The 18,761-nt window shown below is 72.3% G+C and carries 17 protein-coding genes; 6 read left to right on the top strand and 11 right to left on the bottom strand.

Annotated elements, in window-relative coordinates; genetic code table 11:
- Positions 1-42 precede the first annotated feature (42 nt).
- Together GWI24_RS10260 and GWI24_RS10255 are read right to left on the bottom strand one after the other, a co-directional pair.
- Positions 43-1,026 (bottom strand): CU044_5270 family protein, encoded by a 984-nt coding sequence (locus tag GWI24_RS10260; protein ID WP_210945594.1) that lies wholly within the window; start codon positions 1,024-1,026, stop codon positions 43-45.
- Positions 1,023-1,610, bottom strand: coding sequence for an RNA polymerase sigma factor (locus tag GWI24_RS10255; RefSeq protein WP_210945593.1), 588 nt, complete (start codon positions 1,608-1,610; stop codon positions 1,023-1,025). Before GWI24_RS10255 ends, GWI24_RS10260 begins: the two co-directional genes overlap by 4 nt.
- A 104-nt stretch (positions 1,611-1,714) precedes the next feature.
- Between GWI24_RS10255 and ctaD the strand changes: the two genes are divergently transcribed.
- Both ctaD and GWI24_RS10245 read left to right on the top strand, forming a co-directional pair.
- Positions 1,715-3,379 (top strand): cytochrome c oxidase subunit I, encoded by a 1,665-nt coding sequence (ctaD, locus tag GWI24_RS10250; protein ID WP_210945592.1) that lies wholly within the window; start codon positions 1,715-1,717, stop codon positions 3,377-3,379.
- A gap of 2 nt (positions 3,380-3,381) precedes the next feature.
- Positions 3,382-3,729 carry a hypothetical protein gene (locus GWI24_RS10245; RefSeq protein WP_247616154.1) on the top strand — a complete coding sequence of 116 codons (348 nt, stop codon included), beginning with the start codon at positions 3,382-3,384 and terminating at the stop codon, positions 3,727-3,729.
- Here GWI24_RS10245 and GWI24_RS10240 read toward each other — a convergent pair.
- The 6 genes from GWI24_RS10240 to GWI24_RS10215 all read right to left on the bottom strand — a co-directional run bounded on the left by GWI24_RS10240 (position 3,716) and on the right by GWI24_RS10215 (position 10,227).
- Positions 3,716-5,596 (bottom strand): transglycosylase domain-containing protein, encoded by a 1,881-nt coding sequence (locus GWI24_RS10240; protein ID WP_210945590.1) that lies wholly within the window; start codon positions 5,594-5,596, stop codon positions 3,716-3,718. The genes GWI24_RS10245 and GWI24_RS10240 overlap by 14 nt on opposite strands.
- Before the next feature lie 138 nt (positions 5,597-5,734).
- Positions 5,735-7,075 (bottom strand): sensor histidine kinase KdpD, encoded by a 1,341-nt coding sequence (locus GWI24_RS10235; protein ID WP_210945589.1) that lies wholly within the window; start codon positions 7,073-7,075, stop codon positions 5,735-5,737.
- 2 nt (positions 7,076-7,077) lie between these two features.
- Entirely contained in the window at positions 7,078-7,839 is a 762-nt protein-coding gene (gene cseB, locus GWI24_RS10230) for a two-component system response regulator CseB (protein WP_210945588.1), read from the bottom strand.
- On the bottom strand, positions 7,836-8,672 hold the full coding sequence (locus GWI24_RS10225; RefSeq protein WP_210945587.1) for a hypothetical protein: 837 nt from the start codon (positions 8,670-8,672) through the stop codon (positions 7,836-7,838). Before GWI24_RS10225 ends, cseB begins: the two co-directional genes overlap by 4 nt.
- A 193-nt stretch (positions 8,673-8,865) precedes the next feature.
- Complete coding sequence (locus GWI24_RS10220) at positions 8,866-9,441, bottom strand: LuxR C-terminal-related transcriptional regulator (RefSeq protein WP_210945586.1); 576 nt, start codon at positions 9,439-9,441, stop codon at positions 8,866-8,868.
- A 342-nt stretch (positions 9,442-9,783) separates the two neighbouring features.
- Positions 9,784-10,227: a hypothetical protein gene (locus GWI24_RS10215; protein ID WP_210945585.1), complete on the bottom strand. Its 444-nt coding sequence runs from the start codon at positions 10,225-10,227 to the stop codon at positions 9,784-9,786.
- Between GWI24_RS10215 and GWI24_RS10210 the strand changes: the two genes are divergently transcribed.
- The 4 genes from GWI24_RS10210 to GWI24_RS10195 all read left to right on the top strand — a co-directional run bounded on the left by GWI24_RS10210 (position 10,226) and on the right by GWI24_RS10195 (position 16,572).
- On the top strand, positions 10,226-10,528 hold the full coding sequence (locus tag GWI24_RS10210) for a hypothetical protein (RefSeq protein WP_210945584.1): 303 nt from the start codon (positions 10,226-10,228) through the stop codon (positions 10,526-10,528). The two genes, GWI24_RS10215 and GWI24_RS10210, sit on opposite strands and share 2 nt — an antisense overlap.
- A gap of 78 nt (positions 10,529-10,606) precedes the next feature.
- Positions 10,607-15,115, top strand: coding sequence for an HAD-IC family P-type ATPase (locus tag GWI24_RS10205; RefSeq protein WP_210945583.1), 4,509 nt, complete (start codon positions 10,607-10,609; stop codon positions 15,113-15,115).
- A 92-nt stretch (positions 15,116-15,207) separates the two neighbouring features.
- Complete coding sequence (locus tag GWI24_RS10200; RefSeq protein WP_210945582.1) at positions 15,208-15,447, top strand: DUF6296 family protein; 240 nt, start codon at positions 15,208-15,210, stop codon at positions 15,445-15,447.
- Positions 15,448-15,570: 123 nt separating this feature from the next.
- The gene (locus GWI24_RS10195) at positions 15,571-16,572 is read left to right on the top strand and encodes a sigma-70 family RNA polymerase sigma factor (RefSeq protein WP_210945581.1); all 1,002 of its coding nucleotides are present in this window, start codon (positions 15,571-15,573) and stop codon (positions 16,570-16,572) included.
- Here the strand turns inward: GWI24_RS10195 and GWI24_RS10190 are convergent.
- The 3 genes from GWI24_RS10190 to GWI24_RS10180 all read right to left on the bottom strand — a co-directional run bounded on the left by GWI24_RS10190 (position 16,471) and on the right by GWI24_RS10180 (position 18,754).
- Complete coding sequence (locus GWI24_RS10190; protein WP_210945580.1) at positions 16,471-16,860, bottom strand: STAS domain-containing protein; 390 nt, start codon at positions 16,858-16,860, stop codon at positions 16,471-16,473. The genes GWI24_RS10195 and GWI24_RS10190 overlap by 102 nt on opposite strands.
- Positions 16,861-16,992: 132 nt before the next feature.
- Positions 16,993-17,694, bottom strand: coding sequence for a glycoside hydrolase family 75 protein (locus tag GWI24_RS10185; RefSeq protein ID WP_210945579.1), 702 nt, complete (start codon positions 17,692-17,694; stop codon positions 16,993-16,995).
- A 220-nt stretch (positions 17,695-17,914) separates the two neighbouring features.
- Entirely contained in the window at positions 17,915-18,754 is an 840-nt protein-coding gene (locus tag GWI24_RS10180) for a class II fructose-bisphosphate aldolase (RefSeq protein ID WP_210945578.1), read from the bottom strand.
- Positions 18,755-18,761 lie beyond the last annotated feature (7 nt).

Below are 18,761 nucleotides of genomic sequence, written 5' to 3'. Positions count from 1 at the left end.
GCGCGCCCGCGTTCCGCGCGCCCCTCCCGACGTGGCCGGTGGTCAGGAGATGTAGGCCGTGTAGGACATCACATCGCCCGCCTTCACCCGGTACTCGGGATCGTCCCGGGTGAACGTCTCCTCGATGTCCAGCACCCTGCCGTCGTCCGGGTCGAGGACGATCAGGTAACGGCTCCCGGGGGTGCCGGTGAACCGGAAGCCCTGCCCCTCCCGGCCGAGCCGGTCGGTGACCTTGCCCGCCGGGCGAAGCCCCTCGAGCCCGGAGAGCAGGGTGGCGATGTCCGCCCGCTGGCGCGATCCCGGGGTCCACACCGTGAGGAAGGACCCGACGGCCGAGAGCAGCTCCGCCGGGTCGCGGTCCGCGCCCGGGGACCAGACGGCGAGATACTCGCGCAGCGCGGAGGCACCGGCCGGGGGGTCCTCGAAGTAGCTCTGGTTGGCGCCGTTGATACCGGGCGGATAGTGCTCCTCGCTCAGCACCTTGCCGTCGTGGACCGTACGCGGCGGGGGACCGTCCTCGATCACCGGGCGGCCCGGATGGCGCGGATCGGTGGCCACCTCCAGCGTGGAACCGCTGCCGTCCGCGTTCCAGCGGGTCAGCGACTCCCGGGGCAGCATCACCGCGTCCTCGCCCGACTTCATGCTCAGCGCCCAGCTCTGGAAATGGCTGCCCCGCTCGCTCTTCCCCGGGGACTCCTCGGCCGCCGTCCGCGCCCGCCGGACGATCTCGGTGAGCGATACGTCCGCCCGGGAGGCATGCGCCACCAGCGGCAGTGGCCTGGGCGCGGCCACGGCGGGGGAGGAGCCGGTGCCGGAGACGGTCAGCGCCAGGGCGACGACCGTCGCGGCCGCCGCGGCCCCCAGGCTCCAGACCGCGCGCCGCCGGACGGTACGGCGCCGCCGGTCCCGGGACGGCAGCCGCCGCAGCAGCAGCTCGGCCCGCGCGTCCAGCGGCCGGTCCCGCCAGGGGCCGGTGTCGGCGGACACGGGGTTGGCCTCGCGGAGCAGATCCAGTTCGTCGGTCATGCGTGTCCATCCTTGTCGGCCCTGTCAGCCCTCTGGGCCCTGTCGTCCTTGCCGCTCGTGCACCCCAGGGAGACCCGGTCGTCCCGGCGCAGGGTCTCTATCTGCTCCCGCAGCCTCCGCCGCGCCCGGTGCAGCCGCATCGCCGCGGCGGACCGGCCGCACCCCAGCACGGTGCTGAGCTCCTCGACGGTCAGCTCCTCCCACGCGGTCAGCCGCAGCACCTCCTGGTCGGCCTCGGCGAGCCGGGACAGCGCCTCCAGCACCCAGGAGCCCGGCCGCTCGGCGTCCGGGCTCGCCACGGTGCGCCCGCCGCGCGTCACCTCGTGGTGGCCCAGCTTGAGCAGCAGCCTGCGGTAACGGCCCTTGCCACGCACGGTGTTGGCCAGGCAGTGCCGGGCCACCCCGTACAGCCACGGCAGTGGTGACTCGGGCAGTTCGGCCCGCCGCCGCCAGGCCACCGCGAAGACCTCGGCGACCACTTCCTCGACGTCCCATGCCTGGTCGTCCAGCCGCCGTGCCACAAAACGGCTGACCGCCCAGTAATGCTCACGGTAGGCGGCGTCGAAGGCGTCGTCGGTGCTCATGATCGGAAGGTGTCCGGCACACCGCAGATCATCACACCTGGCGGCGGACAATTCTGACCGGCCGTCGGAGTGACGATCCACGGGGTGCCGGACACCTAGCGGCCATGAGGAACAACACCGTTGTCGCGGCGGCGCCGGCCGCCCCGCCGTCGCGCCGCCCCGGGCCGGGGACCACGGCCGTGAAATGGCTGACCACCACCGATCACAAGACGATCGGCACGCTCTACCTGATCACCTCGTTCGCCTTCTTCTGCCTCGGCGGGGTGATGGCGCTGCTGATGCGCGCCGAACTGGCCCGTCCGGGTATCCAGATCATGTCGAACGAGCAGTTCAACCAGGCGTTCACCATGCATGGCACGATCATGCTGCTGATGTTCGCCACCCCGCTGTTCGCGGGGTTCGCCAACTGGATCATGCCGCTGCAGATCGGTGCGCCCGATGTGGCGTTCCCGCGGCTGAACATGCTGGCGTACTGGCTGTATCTCTTCGGCTCGCTGATCGCGGTGGGCGGGTTCCTGACCCCGCAGGGCGCGGCCGACTTCGGCTGGTTCGCCTATTCCCCGCTGTCGGACGCGGTGCGCTCGCCCGGCGTGGGGGCGGACATGTGGATCATGGGTCTGGCCCTCTCCGGCTTCGGCACCATCCTCGGCTCGGTCAACTTCATCACCACGATCATCTGTATGCGCGCTCCCGGCATGACGATGTTCCGCATGCCGATCTTCACCTGGAATGTGCTGCTGACCGGTGTGCTGGTGCTGCTGGCCTTTCCGGTGCTCGCGGCGGCGCTGTTCGCCCTGGAGGCGGACCGCCAATTCGGGGCGCATATCTTCGACGCGGCCAATGGCGGGGCGCTGCTCTGGCAGCACCTCTTCTGGTTCTTCGGCCATCCGGAGGTCTATATCATCGCCCTGCCGTTCTTCGGCATCATCTCCGAGGTCATTCCGGTGTTCTCCCGGAAGCCGATGTTCGGCTATGTCTCACTCATCGCGGCGACAATTTCCATCGCGGGCCTTTCGGTCACCGTCTGGGCACACCACATGTATGTCACCGGCGGAGTGCTGCTGCCGTTCTTCTCCTTCATGACGTTCCTGATCGCCGTGCCCACCGGCATCAAGTTCTTCAACTGGATCGGCACGATGTGGAGGGGGTCGCTGAGCTTCGAGACCCCGATGCTCTGGGCGATCGGCTTCCTCATCACCTTTGTCTTCGGCGGTCTGACCGGTGTGATCCTGGCCTCGCCGCCGATGGACTTCCATGTTTCGGACACCTACTTCGTGGTCGCCCACTTCCACTACGTCATCTTCGGTACCGTGGTTTTCGCCATGTTCGCCGGATTCCACTTCTGGTGGCCCAAGTTCACCGGCAAGATGCTGGACGAACGACTTGGAAAGATCACCTTCTGGACCCTCTTCCTCGGCTTCCACGGCACGTTCCTGGTGCAGCACTGGCTCGGCGCCGAGGGAATGCTCCGCAGAATTCCCGACTATCTGGCGGCCGACGGCTTCACCACCCTGAACACCATCTCGACCATCAGCTCCTTCGTTCTCGGCCTGTCGTTCCTGCCGTTCCTCTACAACGTCTGGAAGACTGCCAAGTACGGCGAGAAGGTCGTCACCGACGATCCCTGGGGCTATGGACGTTCGCTGGAATGGGCGACCTCCTGCCCGCCGCCGCGCCATAACTTCGTCAGCCTGCCGAAGATCCGTTCCGAATCCCCCGCGTTCGATCTGCATCATCCCGATGTCGGCCAGAAGGAGAGTGTGGCGTGAGTATGGCCAGAGCCGCCGAGCCCCCCGGTATCGCCGCCGGAATCAATCAGATCGAGGGCTATCTGCTGCTGCAGGGCGAGCGGGACGCGGCCCGGGAGCGGGCCCGCCGCCTCACCGGCCGGCTCGACTGGCTGACCTCCGCCCAGCGGGCGGAGGTCGAGCGGGTCTACATCCAGGACCAGCTGGCCGTCACCGAGCAGACCCTGCGCACGGTGGTGCGGCGCTGCGAGGAGCTGCGGGCGGAGTACCAGGAGGTCTACCGCACGCTGCGCCGCCGGCTGCTGCTGGCCTGCCTCCTCGGGGCAGCGGCCCTCGCCGGCGGCCTCGCCGCCGCCCTCACCGTGCGATAGGCGCCGTCTCGGTCGGGACCGGAACCGCCCCCGAGCCGGGGCCGAAGTCGAACCAGGCCGGGGGCGCGTCGCCCAGCGCCTGGCCGGTGTAGTGGCTCCAGAGCTCGGCGACCCGCTGGACACGGGCGTTCGTCAAGGGGATCTGCTTCCGCTTCTTGGCGTCCTCGCCGAAGAGGGCGACCGCGGTGACCAGATCCGGGGTGTAACCGACGTACCAGGCAGCCCTCTTGTCGTCGGAGACCCCGCCTTTGCCCGCCGAGGGCCGTTTGACGGCGCGTACCGCGGCCGCTCCGCCGTCCTCGATGAGACTCCGGGTGATCAGCTGGGCGGCCGCGGGGGCGATCGCCTGGTCGCCCACCGCCTTCCGCGGCCCGGCCGTCTCGTCGCCGCGCCGGGCGGACTTCACGATGCTCGGGGTGACCCGCATGCCCTGGTGGTCGAACGAGGCGTAGACACCGGCCATCCTCAGCGGGCTCGAGCCCATCAGCCCCAGCCCGACCGACTCCTTGGTGGCGAAGCCGCCGCCGTCGGTGTCCATGCCCAGGGCCCCGGCGGTGCGCTTGACCTCCGGCAGTCCGCCGGCGGTGGCCCCGTCCCGCATCTTGGCGTCCAGGGACGAGGCGGCGGTGACCGGTTCGAAGACGGGGCCCACCTGGTAGTCGCCGCGGGTCGCGTTGGACAGATAGTGCCGGGTGTAGTCCCGGCCGCCGTAGAGCGCGACGATCCGCCCGTTCCTCGGGTCCACCGAGACCGCGCCGCCCTGGGTGGCGGCCGCGTCCGCGCGGGCCCGCTTGCCCTTGGCGGAGCCGTCGAGGCCCTGGTGCATCGTCTCCTCCAGCGCCCGCTGTTTGGCCGGATCGACGTTGAGGGTGATGGTCCAGCCGCCCGCGGCGAGCTCCTGCTCGCTGACGCCGGAGGCGATCAGCTCATTGCGGGCCGCGTCCACGAGATACCCGGCCTGGCCGCCGAGACCGGGAGCGGGCTCGGGGGCCACCGGCACGGGGAAGCGCATCCGCTTCCGCTGCGCGGGGTCCAGCCAGTGCATGTCGACCATGTTGTCCAGGACGTAGTTCCAGCGCCGGGTGACCAGGCGCTTCGCCTTGGGGCTCGCGACGGCCCAGTCGTACTGGCTGGGGGCCTGCACCAGCGCCGCAAGGTACGCGCCCTCCTCGACGGTGAGGTCGTCCACGTCCTTGTCGTAGTACGCGCGGGCGGCGGCCTGGACACCGTAGGCGACGCGGCCGAAGTAGCTGGTGTTCAGATACCCCGCGAGGATGTCCTCCTTGGAGTTGCGCTGATCGACCTTGAGCGAGATCACCAGCTCCTTGATCTTGCGGGTGGCGGTCTGCTCCTGGCTCAGGTAGTAGTTCTTGACGTACTGCTGGGTGATGGTCGAGCCGCCCTGAGTGCCCTTGCCCGTCACGGTGTTGACCAGCCCCCGCAGGATGCCCATCGGGTCCACGCCCGAGTCCTTGTAGAAGGACTTGTTCTCGGCCGCCACGAACGCGTGCTGGACACCCGTGGGCACCCGGCCGAGGGTGACCATCTCGCGGTTGATCTCGCCGGTGCGGGCGAGGATCGAGCCGTCGCTGAACTTGTAGACGTTGCTCTGCGCCTTCGCCTGGGCGTTGGCCTTGGGGATGTCGATCGAGTAGTAGAGCACCGTGAACGCCCCGATCAGCAGGGCGCAGAGGGCGGCCACATAGGCGAGCAGCTTCCGCCAGGTGAAGAACCTCCGGATGCCGGTGCGCTTCCGCCTCCCGCGTCCTCTCGCTCCGCGCCGCCGGCCCGGGGGTCTGGTGTCCCGCGGCGTCTGCTCCGAGTCCGGTGTGAACCGTACGCGTAGTGCCGTCAGGGGACCTGCCATGCCGATTGCTCCTCCGTCGATCCCGGCCGCGAGGTTTCGCGCGGGTCGGCGCCATCCTCCTCACCGAAGATCTTCGGAACCGCAACGGGCGGTCTCGGTGGGGGCTCGGCCGGGTCTCGACTTCCGCTCGACGATGTATCAGCCGTGTATCGGTCCGGGCTCCGGTGATTCGGGCCGCTCGGGCTGCTCGGGCAGGCGCAGCGTGGCGACCGCGCCGCCGTCCGGTGCGTTGCCGAACTCCAGCGTCGCGCCGATGACCTGAGCCTGGCCGGCCGCGATGGTCAGCCCGAGGCCATGGCCCCGGCCGCGCTCCCGGACCCCGGTGCGGAACCGCTGCGGGCCCTTCTCCAGCAGATCGTCCGGAAAGCCGGTGCCGTGGTCGCGGACCGTCACGGTCCGGCCGTCCGCCGCCACCGTCACCTCGACCGGTTCGCGGCCGTGGCGATGGGCGTTGACCACGAGATTGGCGACGATACGGGTCAGCCGGCGGGGGTCCGTCCACACCTTCGGGCCGTCCGCGGCGTCCTGCTGCCCGGTGTCCTCCGCCGCGGCGTCCTGCTGCCCGGCGTCCTCGCAGTCCTCCTGCCAGCTGTCCTCTACCGCGCCGGTCCGCAGCCGCGCCGTGAGCCCGGTGCCCGCGATGGCCTCCTCGAGCACCGGTCCCAGGGGGCAGGGGGACAGATCGGCCTCCTCCGCCCCCGCGTCCAGCCGGGAGATCTCCAGCAACTCCTCGACCAGCGTGCTCAACACCCGCACCCGGTCGCGCACATACCCGGCCGCCTCACCCGGCGGGAGCAGCTCGGCGGCCGTGACCAGACCCATCAGCGGAGTACGCAGCTCATGCGCCACATCGGCGGTGAACCGCTGCTCGTCGAGCAGCCGCTCCTGCAGCGCGGCGGCCATCGAGTCCACGGCCCCGGCGATCTCGGCGATCTCGTCGTGCGGACGGGTGGCGGGGGAGATCCGGGCGTCCAGGTCCCCGGCCGCGATCCGCCGCGCGGTGGCCGCCGCCAGCCGCAGCCGCCGGCTCATCCGCTCGGCGGTCAGCACGCCCAGCGGCAGCACCACGGCGGTGGTCATCAGCCCGGCCAGGATGATGTTGGTGTCCAGCGCGCCGATGTCGCGCATCGCGGTGCTCATGTCGAGGCGTACGGACAGGACTTGGTCATCGGCGGGCCGGGCCGCCCACATCGCGGGTCCGCCCGGGCCGGTGGTGAACTCGGTGCCCTGATGGCCCTTTTCCACCAGGCGCCGCAGGTCACCGGGGAGCCCGGGTGCGTCCAGCACCGCGCCGGAGCCCTGGATGCCGCCGGTGCGGGCGTAGATGACCGCGGCGCGGTCGAGCGTGGTCCGCGCCCCGTCGCGCGCCTGGGACAGTTCGCGGTCGCGCGAGGCGTGGTGCACCAGCACCCCCACCGCGGCCGCGGCGGCACACGTCGCCGCCGCCACCAGGGCGACGATCCGCCATCTCAGCGTCATCGTCAGCGCCGCAGCTTGTAGCCGAAGCCGCGGACCGTCTCGATCCGTTCGGCGCCTATCTTGGCCCGCAGCCGCTGCACATGGAGATCGACCACACGGGTGTCGCCCTGCCACGCGTGGTCCCAGACCCGGCTGAGCAGCGTACGGCGCTCCAGCACCACACCGGGCGAGCCGGCGAACTCCAGCAGCATCCGCAGTTCGGTGGGGGTCAGGGCCAGCGGCTCTCCCGCGCGGCGCACCTCCATGCCGCGGGTGTCGATGGTCAGATCGCCGAAGACGAGGGTGTCGGGCCCGGCCGCGCCGTCCGCCTCCGGGGCCCCGCCGCGCGACTCGGCGCGCGAGGCGCGGGCCACGGGGGTGAAGGAGGCGCGGCGCAGCAGCGAGCGGATACGGGCCACCAGGACCGCGCTCTCGCACGGCTTGACCACATAGTCGTCGGCGCCCGCCTCGAGACCGGAGACCACGTCCAGGGAGTCACCGCGCGCGGACATCATCAGGATCGGCGCCAGGCTGAACTCGCGGACCCTGCGGCACAGTCCGATGCCGTCCAGCTCGGGCAGCATCACATCCAGCAGCAGCAGATCGGGCTGTCTCTCCCGGAAGATCTCCAGCCCGGTGAGGCCGTCGCCCGCGGTGGACACGATGAAGCCGTACCGCTCCAGGGCCATCCGCACCGTATTGCGGATCACCTCGTCGTCCTCGACGAGCAGCAGATGCGCCTCGGTCGGGGAGCCCGGGCCGTGCGGGGTGAAGGCGGTGGTCATCGCTTCGTCCTCGTCTCCGTACGGGTACCCGTGTCCGCGGCTGTGCCGGTGCTGCTCGGCACGGCCTCCGGTGCGGCGCCGGGGTCGGCGGTCCGGGCGGCTGCGCCGTCCGGGACCGGGGGCCGGGTGGCCGCGCCGTCCTCCGGGACGGGGGTCCGGGTGGCCGTGCCGTCCTCGGGCGTCACGGCCGCCATGACGGCGCCGTTCCAGCGGAAGCGGGTGGTGACCCGGCCGTCCCCGCCGATCGCGGAGATCAGCAGATCACGGCCGAAGGTTTCGCCGGTGAGCCCGGGCGGGCCCCAGTAGATCAGCACGGGGCGGACCGTGCGGCCCGAGGCGGTGTAGACCTGAAGCAGCGTCCGTTCGAACGCCGGCAGATCGGCCGCCACCACCAGTTCGTCCCGGCCGTCACCGGTCAGATCGCGGTGGGCGGTGTCCCGCAGCGGGCAGTAGCTGCCGTCCGGGCACAGCGAGACCTCCTTCTGCACCACCGCCGGCACATTGGGGTCGTGGAGCAGCAGGTTCTTCGCGGACAGGGCGGCCAGTCCGCCCGAGGGCACCTTGACCTTGTCCACCGGTAGATAGCGGGCGAAGTCGCTCTTCTGACGGGGCGTGGTCACGGCCGAGGGGGTGTACCGGGGCCACAGCGGAACCGCGCTGGCCGGTGCCGAGAGCGAGGGCGCCGCGCCGTCGTCCCGCACTCCCGCCTGGGCCGCGCACCCCGCGGCGGTCACGGCGGCGCAGGCTGCCGCCACGGCGGGCAGGAGGCCGCGGGGCAGCCTGGGGCGGGGGCGTCGTCGCGCGGTGCGCGATCCGGTGGGGAGTGAACGCATGGCGGTCTCAGCCTACTGAGCGGCGGAGGCGTGCCACGCGGGACCCGTGAGGTATCGGCCGGGCCGCGGGAATCATGAGGTATCGGCCGGGCCGCGGGACCCGTGAGGTATTGGCCGGGCCGCCGAAGACGACAGGCCCGGGGCGGTGTCGCCCCGGGCCTGTTCGGTGTGACGCGGCGTCACATGATGTGCGTCACTTGATGAATTCCGGGCGAACGCGGGCCGGCCAGGTGCCGACGGTCAGCATGCCCGCCGCGTAGGCGCGCGAGACCAGGGCCGCCCGGTTGGGTGCCTTCATCTTCCGCAACATGGATCCCACGTGGTATTCGACGCCCTGTCTGCTGAGATAGAGCTTGGCGGCCATCTGTACGGTCGACGCGCCGGTGGCCACGCCCTCGAGTATCCGGGCCTCCAGCGGCGACAGCAGCTTCTGGCTGGTGGGGGTTGGTTCCTCCTCTGGTCGTTCGTCATCCGGTTTGACCATCACGACGATGGCCGCGAGCCGGTCGGACCGGCCCTGGATGGCCGTGCCGGTCAGCTTGCCCGAGAACACCTGGCCCCGTGAGTGGTAGCCGAGGACGCGCTCGGTGAAGCGGGTGCGCCGCCCGTCGTACAGCCGCGAGAAGTGTTCCCGCAGGACGGAGGGGGCGCTGGGGTGCAGCAGGTCGAACAGGCTGCGGCCGCACAACTCGGCGGACGAGGCGCCGAAGTGTCGGAAGAAGTCCTCGTCCCCGGCCACCACATGGAGGTCGGGGGCGAGTGTGGCCATTCCGGTGGCGTGCCGCGACGCGGCGGACACTGCCTGTCCGGGCACTCGGGGGGCACTCTGAGCGCTGTGGGGGAGGGCCAAGAGGAGTCACCGCTTTCGGTCGGTTCGTGACGGAGTGGTCAGTCCGTCTCGGGTGAACCCCCAGGTGACGGAGGGTCGGCGCATCGCGGCCACGCAATACGCCGGACCCCAGGGGGAATTCAGTGACGGGTGTTAGGCCCGCTTCCTGGTGTATACCAACGCTACGGTGACTGTGGGGTGCCTGTTTCCAACAGAGTTATGCCCGTTTCTTGACCGCTCTGCGGACGAAATCGATGCGGTACGAAGCCGCTGGTCGAAACGTTACGCCGCGGCCTTGGCGGACCTACGCGTTTGCGAACGGCTCCCGGAACGGGCGCTCCTCGAACTCGAGCGGCCGGTCGTGCGACCCGCCGTGCGACCCTCGCCACGGCCTGCGTCGCGCTGCTCGGACGGTTCGGCCATGATGCCGCCCTTGCGCAGCACCGCGTAACCGACCCCGATGCCGACGGCCACCGGCCATTCGATGACCTCCACGGCACCCAGCGCGCCGAGCCCCACGTACAGCGGGAGCCCGCCCTTGGCGGGCAGCACCCGGCGGGCCACCTCGATCGGCTTCATCGCCACCTTCGCCGCGCCACCGGTCGCACGGGTGGTGGCCTGGCCGACGGTCCCGAAGGTCTCCTTCGTGGCGTGGCCCACGGTGTCGAGGGTGTCCCTGGTGGCATGGCCGACGGTGTCGAGCCCTTCCTTCGTGGCGTGGCCCATGGCGTCGAACGTCGGCACCGTGACGGTCAGGCGGCGCCTGCCGTCGCTGCGCGATGTCTCCATGGGGCCCTTGGCGGCCTTCGCCGTCCGCTGGCGCTGTGTGGTCTTCGACGGCTTGGTGTCCTTCGTCGACCTCTTGGCCTGCGAGGGCTTCGAGGGCTTCGAGGTGGCCGAAGTGGTCTGGGACTTCGTCGTCGACTTGCCGCCGCGCGCCGGTGATGCCGTCTTCTTCGCGGCGGTCGAGGAACTGCGCTTGCGTGAAGTAGCGGGAGTGGTCACTGGTCTCACGTCCACACGGTGATGACGGATGGAATCTTCTTCCCTTTTCAGGGTAATAGGGATGAACCGGGCAGGCTGCCCGGAGAGCGGAGGTCCCTTGATGTCACCGCTGCCGTCGCTGTCGGCACTGCGCCTTCCCCTGCCGCCTTCGCTGCTGCTCGCGCCCCTCAAAAGCGGTGTGGCCGCGGGCGTGCGGGATGCCGCCGGAGCTGTCGGACGGCTGGTCCGGCCCTCCGGGCGCGGGATCTGGTCCTACCCGGGGCGGTACTACATCGAGGTCCGCGGGGTGCACGGCATCGGCGGCGAGCAGGTGGCCCGCCGGGTGGAGCGGGCACTCGAGGAGCATCCGCGGGTGCAGTGGGCTCGTGTGAACGCGCCCTCCGAGCGGGTCGTGGTGGCCGTGGGCAAGCCGCCCCCGTCCGAGCAGGACCTGATCGCCCGGATCGCGCGCGCGGAGGTCCAGGAGCCCGTCGGGCCCACCGAGGAGTTCGACGAATGGGCCCCCGAGCCGCGCCACCCCTCCGGCGGTGCCAGGGAGGCCCAGTCGCTGGCCGTCGTAGCCGCGGACGTCGTGGGGCTGAGCGTGGCCACCGCGCTGCGCCTGGCCCCCTGGCTCAAGCTGCCCACCGAGGTGGCCGCGACCGTGTCCGTCATCCAGAACCACCCCCGCCTGCGGCGGCTGGCCCTGGCCATCACTCGCGGGGAGCCGACCGAGCCGACGCTGCCGGTGCTGAGCGCGCTGACCCAGGGCGTGGCCACCCGGGGCGGTGGGCTCGTGCTCGACCTCATCCAGCGGATGTCCCTGTGGCGGGAGGCGGAGGCGGAGGGCCGGGCCTGGGCCGCGATGGAGCCGCAGCTGGTGCACGGCCCCCAGGACGTGATGGCCGAGCCGATCGTGGTCGAGCGGCCCGGACCGGCCCCCAAGGACACCGTGGAGCGCTTCGCGGAGCGCTCCATGGCCATCGGGGCCGCGGCCGGCGCCCTCGCGGTCCCCTTCGCCGGACCGCGCCGCGGGTTCGCCGTCGGGTTCTCCTCCGTGCCCAAGGCGCCGGGGGCCGGCCGGGAGGGTTTCGCGACCAGCCTCGGCCGGTTCCTGGCACTGCGCGGCGTCCTGGCCATGGACCGCAGCTGTCTGCGGCGGCTGGGCCGGGTCGACACCGTGGTGCTGGACGAGGCGGCGCTGCGCGGCGACCGCTACGAGCCCATCGACCTGGAACTCCTCGGCGGCGCCGACCCCGAGCGGACCGCCGAGCGGCTCTTCGACCTCTTCGACTCCGATGAGCCCCTGGAGACCCGCCGCGCAGGCGGATGGGTGCTCGGCGCCCTGGACACGCTGGAGCTGACGGGCCGCACCGGGCAGCAGGCCGCGGCGAGGCTCCGCCGCAGGGGCAGCGAGCGGGTCCTCGGCCTGGCCCGGGGGCAGAAGCTCCAGGCGGTGGTGGGCCTCGCCCCGCAGACCGTGCCGGGCGCCGAGGCCGTGGCCGCCGCCGCCCGCCGGGCGGGGGCCCGCATCGTCCTGGCCACCGACCGGCCGCACCCCACGGACATCACCTTCGCCGACGCGGTGGTCCCCTCCGGCGGCCGCCTCGTGGCCTCCGTACGCTCCCTGCAGGCCGACGGTGCCGTGGTGCTGCTGCTCTCCGGCAACCGCCGGGCCCTGGGAGCCGCCGACTGCGGCATCGGGGTGCACCGCGAGGGCGATCCCCCGGCCTGGGGCGCCCATCTGCTCGTCGGCGCCGACCTGGAGTCGGCCGGGCTCATCGTGGACGCCGTCGGCGTGGCCGCGCGGGTCGACCGGGAGAGCGCCCTGCTGTCCGCCGGCGGCAGCGCCATCGGCGCGGTGGCGGCCCTCCAGGCGCCCCCGAACCAGGCCGCCGCGCGCGGCGCGGCGGCGGGCACCACCGCGGGGACCCTGGCCTTCGCCCTGGGCACCTGGCGGGCGCGCCAGCTCCTCGCCCGCCCCATGGACCCGCCGGTGGCCACCACCCCCTGGCATCTGATGCCCGTCCCCCGGGTGCTGGAGCGGCTGCGGACCGGGCCCGACGGGCTGGCCCCGGAGGAGGCGGCATCCCGCACCGCGCAGGGGCCGCGCCGGGGCGAACCCACCCGCACCACCCTGCCCGCCGCGTTCATCGAGGAGCTGGCCAACCCGCTGACCCCGGTCCTGGCCGCCGGGGCCGCCCTGGCCGCCGCCGTGGGCTCGCGCACCGACGCCGCGCTGGTGGCCGCCATCACCGCCACCTCCGCCCTCGTCGGCGGATTCCAGCGGGTCAGGACCGAGCGGGCGCTCTCCGAACTGTTCGCCCGGTCCGCGATCGGCGCCCGGGTCCGCAGGGGCGGTACGGAACGCCTGGTGACCGCCGGGGACCTGGTCCCCGGCGACGTCGTCGTGCTGGGCCCGGAGGACGTGGTGCCCGCCGACTGCCGGGTGCTGGAGGCCGAGGGGCTCGAGGTCGACGAGTCCTCGCTGACCGGCGAATCCCTCCCCGTGAGCAAGGACCCGGCGCCGGTCGTCGGCGCCCACATCACCAAGCGCCGGTCGATGCTCTACGAGGGCACCACGGTCTCCGCGGGGCGGGCGGAGGCCGTCGTCGTGGCCACCGGACCCGCCACCGAGGTCGGCCGCAGCCTGGCCACCGCCCGCCAGGCCGCCCCCGTCACCGGTGTCGAGGCGCGGCTGACCTCGCTCACCCGGTCCAGCGTGCCCATCGCACTCGGGTCCGCCGCCGCGGTCACCGGTGCCGGACTGCTGCACGGCCTCCCGCTCACCGAGAACCTCGCCTCCGCCGTCAACCTCGCCGTGGCGTCCGTCCCCGAAGGGCTTCCGTTCCTGGTCAACGCGGCCCAGCTCGCCGCCGCCCGCCGACTGGCCGACCTCGGCGCCCTGGTCCGCAACCCCCGCACCATCGAGGCGCTCGGCCGCGCCGATGTGCTGTGCTTCGACAAGACCGGCACCCTCACCGAGGGCAACCTCCAGCTCGCGGCCGTCAGCGACGGCGGCGGCCCGCTCCCCGCCGACCGGCTCGACGCGCCCCGTAAGGCGGTGCTCGCCGCCGCCCTGCGCGCGACCCCGCCGGCCCGCCAGGCCGAGCCCATGGCACACCAGACCGACCGCGCGGTGAGCCTCGGGGCGCGCCGCGCCGGGGTCGGGGTGCGGCGTGGCGCGCCCCGCTGGCGCCGTACCGACGCGCTGCCCTTCGAACCCTCCCGCGCCTACCACGCCACCACCGGGCGCACCGTGCACGGCCCGCTGCTCAGCGTGAAGGGCGCACCCGAGGGCGTCCTTGACCGGGTCGCACGGCGGCGCACTCCGGGCACCGGCCAGGCCACGGAGCTGGACGCCGAGGGCATCAGGAAGCTGGGCGAGACCGCGGAGGAGCTGGCCGGCGCCGGACGCCGGGTGCTGGCGGTGGCCGAGCGGCGGATGAGGGAGGGCGAGGAGCTGACCGACGAGGCCGTACGGGACCTGGACTTCCTCGGCTTCATCGCCATCGCCGACCCGGTCCGCACCAGTGCCGCCCCCGCCCTCGCGCGGCTGCGCGAGTCGGGCGTGCAGACCATGATGCTCACCGGCGACCACCCCGCCACCGCGGATGCCATCGCGGCCCCCATCATGGACGTCCCCGAGCCGAAGGTGTGCACCGGTCCGGAACTGGACGAGATGGACGACGCGGAACTGGACGAGCTGCTGCCGACAGTGGACGTGATCGCCCGGTGCAGCCCCCACCACAAGGTCCGCATCGTCCAGGCGTACCAGCGCCTCGGCCGGGTGGTGGCGATGACGGGGGACGGTGCCAACGACGCGCCCGCGATCCGGCTCGCGGACGTCGGGATCGCCCTGGGGCGGCGCGGCACCCCCGCCGCGACCGCCGCGGCGGACCTGGTCGTCACCGACGACCGCCTGGAGACGATCGTCTCGGCCCTGATGGAGGGGCGCGCCATGTGGGCCTCGGTCCGGGCGGCCCTCGCCATCCTCATCGGCGGCAACTTCGGCGAGGTCACCTTCAGCGTGGTCACCTCCGCGCTGACCGGCGCCACCCCCCTGAGCGCACGTCAGATCATGCTGGTCAACCTGCTGACCGACCTCGCGCCCGCGCTCGCCATCGCGGTGCGCGAGCCGACCGGGCACACCGGCGAACGGCTGCTCAAGGAGGGCCCCAGCCGCTCGCTGGGCGTGGCGCTGACCAAGGAGATGCTGCTGCGGGGCATCATCACGGCCGCCGGGGCCGGACTGGCGTGGACCGGCGCCCGGTTCACCGGCAGAAGCCGCCGGGCCGGTACGGTGGCGCTCGCCGCCCTGGTCGGCACCCAGCTGGCACAGACCCTGACCACGGGCGGCCTGGACCGGCACGTCCTGATCGCCGGACTGGGCTCGGCCGCGGTGCTCGCCGCCATCATCCAGACCCCGGGCGTCAGCCAGTTCTTCGACTGCACCCCGCTCGGCCCGGTCGCCTGGGCCATCACCCTGGGGTCCATCACCATGGCCACCCTGTCCGGCCCCATCCTGGCGCCGCTGCTGCGCCTGGAGAGAACGCCTCCCGAAACGGAGGACGCGGTGGAGGGCGCGGGCGCCGCCGAGGGGGCGGAGGCGACCGCCGCATCGCGATGAGCACCGAACCTCTTGCGCCCCCCGGCCCGAGCGATAGTGTTGAATGTCCCGGTTTGAGATGGCAGGGGCGGGTCGGTGCGGAGGAGGGCGTGATGCGGAGCCGAGAGAGGTATGAGCTGGTCTTCATGGATTCGGCCGCCCCGGACCCGGGGGCCGAGGACGTCGTCGTGGTGCACCGCACGGAGAGCAGCGGTGCGGGCGGCCACCCCGTGTACGTGGACGACACCGGCATCGTACGGGCGGAGATCAGCGACCGCGCGGAGGTACGGATGATCGCCAGCGGCGGTCATCAGGTGCACGCCGCCGCGGTCAGCGCCCGGCCGGTGTCCTGAGTCACCCGTCCGGCGCCCCGAGCCGTCTGTCGTTTCCGCAGGTCGGCGCCGTTGTCAGTGGGGCCCGCTAGGTTTGGCGCCAATGGGAGTCCGAAGAACGATCGAAACGATCGAGGTGCGGCGATGGGTGATGTGGCGGCGGTGGACGGCGCGGCCGGTGTCGAGCTCCAGCTGGAGCCGTACCGCACGCAGCTGACCGGTTACTGCTATCGGATGCTGGGCTCGGCCTTCGAGGCCGAGGACGCGGTGCAGGAGACGATGGTGCGCGCCTGGCGGGGGCTGGACCGCTTCGAGGGCCGGTCCGCGCTGCGCTCGTGGCTCTACCGCATCGCCACCAATGTGTGCCTGGACATGCTCAGCGGGAGCAAGCGCCGGGCCCGGCCCATGGATCTGACCTCCGCGGCCACCCCGTTCCCGGCCGCGCTCGCCGAGCAGCCGGAGGCCACCTGGATCGGGCCGGTCCCGGACGGCCAGGTGCTGCCGGACGGGGGAGACCCCGCCGAGGTGGCGGCCCAGCGGGACGCGGTGCGGCTCGCGTTCATCGCCGCGCTCCAGCATCTGGCGCCCCGCCAGCGGGCGGTGCTGATCCTGCGCGAGGTGCTGGCGTGGAAGGCGAGCGAGGTCGCCGAGCTGCTGGGCACCACCGTCGCGTCGGTCAACAGCGCGCTGCAGCGCGCCCGGGCCACCCTCGCCGCGAGCCAGGTCAGCGACTCCGACCCGGTCAAGCCGCTGGACGAGGAGCAGCGCGCGCTGCTGGCCCGCTATGTGGACGCCTTCGAGCGCTATGACCTGGACTCCCTCACCGCCCTGCTGCACGAGGACGCCACGCTCTCCATGCCGCCGTACGAACTGTGGCTGCGCGGCCACGAGGACATCCGCCAGTGGCTGCTGGGCCATGGCATCGGCTGCCGCGGCTCCCGTCTGGTCCCGACCGTGGCCAACGGCGCGCCCGCCTTCGGCCAGTACCGCCCGGGTGGCGCCCACGGCCGCCATGAGCCCTGGGCGCTTCAGGTCCTGGAGATATCAGGGGGCCGGATCACCGGGCTCAACTCCTTCCTGGACACCGAGCGCCTCTTCCCGCTGTTCGGCCTCCCCGCCCGGCTCGGGCCCGAGGGCGTGGCCTAACGCCTCGGGGGCCGTCAGGGCCTCGTCCAGCCCCGTCCAGGCGAGCAGCCGCCGCAGTTCGCCGCGGGCGTTGCGGAGCTGGATCCCGCGCCCCAGCCGGCCGGCGGTCAGTCGCAGCCGGGCCAGGGCCTCGACCACGGCCAGGTCCGGCCGCCCCACCCCGCCCACGTCCACGGTGACCGGCCCCGGACCGGCCCGGCGCGCCAGCGCGGTCAGCCGTTCGCACAGCCGCGCCACCTCGGCGCGGGTGACCGGCTGGGCCAGCACCAGCACGGCCGGAGACGGCATGGGCGGATTCTCGGGCTCGGGACCGGTCAACGTCCACCTCCTGTCGCGGCGTTCACCGGTGCAGACCGCCCGGCCCGGGAAAAATCATCGGAGAACGTGCGACTGTGCCGCACGTTCTCCGATGATGGCGGGTCAGTTGTTCTGGACGAACTGCTTCGCCAGGCCGTCGCCGACCGACACGGCCTTGTCGTGGTTCTCGATGGGGGAGACGGAGGAGTTCTTGAACAGGATGTACGTCACCCCCGACTCGGCGCCGCCGGTCTCCGGGTCGGGGTCGATGCCGAGCGCGTTGGCCGTGGCGTAGGACGCCTCACCGATGATCTCGTTCGGCCCGGTGTCGCCCACCACCGCGTACTCGACCTTGTTGTTGTAGATGACCGCGACCACACCGCCGCCCTTGATGCCGGCCTGCCGGTAGTCCCAGGTGGAGCTCGGGCTCGGCACCACGACATACGGCAGCTTGTCGGCGATGAGGGGCTTGCCGTCCGACTGGTGGAAGGCGGTGTCGTCCTGGAACCACGGGTCGGTGTCCTCGTTGCACCGGGAGGTCACCTGGCCATCGCAGTCGACGTCCATGTCGGCCTTCCAGAAGACCGCCCCATTGGCACCGCAGACCGGGACGGTGGCCGATGTCTCCTCGTCGGTGCGGTACTTGCCACTGGATATCTGGGAACAGCTCTGCACCTTGGCGAGCAGCTGCGCCGCGGTGACCGTGCCCTCCTTGGTGGACGCGGGGGCCGGTGCGGGTCCCCGGGTGTTGGCGTGGGCGCCGGCGGTGACGGAGCCGGCCAGCAGACCGGCCGTGGCGATCACGAACGCTAAACGCTTGCGCATAGGACACCCCTTTGTTAGGAAGCTTTCCTAACCTCGACGGGGGCATCTTGGGCGAGTTGATAAGCTCATGTCAATACGCTGGCGCCACGGAAGGCGATGCGTATTGCCGCGCGAACCGGCGGCGTTCGCGGCAACTTCCCGCAGACGCGCTCAGTGCGTAATTCTCGGCGCGTGATGCTCGGGCGCGCGATGCCCGGCGCGTGGTTCTCCCGCGTGCTCCTCAGGGCGTGGCTCGCACCAGCTTCAGCAGCCGGGTCACCTCGCGCGCCACCGCCTCCCGCGCGGCCGCGACATACCGGCGGGGGTCGACCACCTCGGGGTGGCCGGCCAGATGGTCGCGGATCGCCCGGGTGTAGGCCACGTTCAGATGGGTGGCGATGTTCACCTTCGTCAGCCCCGCCTGCACCGCCCGGGTCAGATCCGCCTCGGGCACCCCGGAGGAGCCGTGCAGCACCAGCGGTACCGGCACGGCGGCACGCAGCGCCGCGACCAGCGGCAGATCCACCACCGCGGCCTTGACGACCATGGCGTGCGAGGTGCCCACCGCGACCGCGAGCGCGTCGACGCCCGTGGCCGCCACATAGGCGGCGGCCTCGGCCGGTTCGGTCCTGGCGCCCGGTGCGTGGACGCCGTCCTTGCCGCCCACCTCGCCCAACTCGGCCTCCACCCAGACCCCGTGGGCATGGCAGCCGGCCGCCACCTCGGCGGTCGCCGCCACATTGCCGTCGTAGTCCAGGGCCGAGGCGTCGAACATCACCGAGCCGAAGCCGAGGTCCACCGCCTCCCGCACCAGCTCCGGCCCGGTGGCGTGGTCCAGATGTACGGCCACCGGCACCCGCGCCGCGCGGGCCACCTCCACGGTCGCCCGCCCGATGGCGGCCAGGGCGCCGTGATACCGCACCGCGTTCTCGCTGATCTGGAGGATCACCGGCGCGCCCGCCGCCTCCGCCCCGGCCACGATGGCCTGGGCGTGCTCGATCTGGATGACATTGAACGCACCCGCGCCGAGCCCGGCCCGTGCGGCCGCCCCGACGATCTCCCCGGTGGCCACCAGCGGCATCTACCGG

It is taken from the genome of Streptomyces sp. MK37H (assembly GCF_018035285.1).
In the GTDB taxonomy this organism is placed as follows: domain Bacteria; phylum Actinomycetota; class Actinomycetes; order Streptomycetales; family Streptomycetaceae; genus Streptomyces; species Streptomyces endocoffeicus.
Note: the sequence above shows the minus strand (reverse complement) of the source record. Positions and strands in the feature narration are given on the sequence as shown.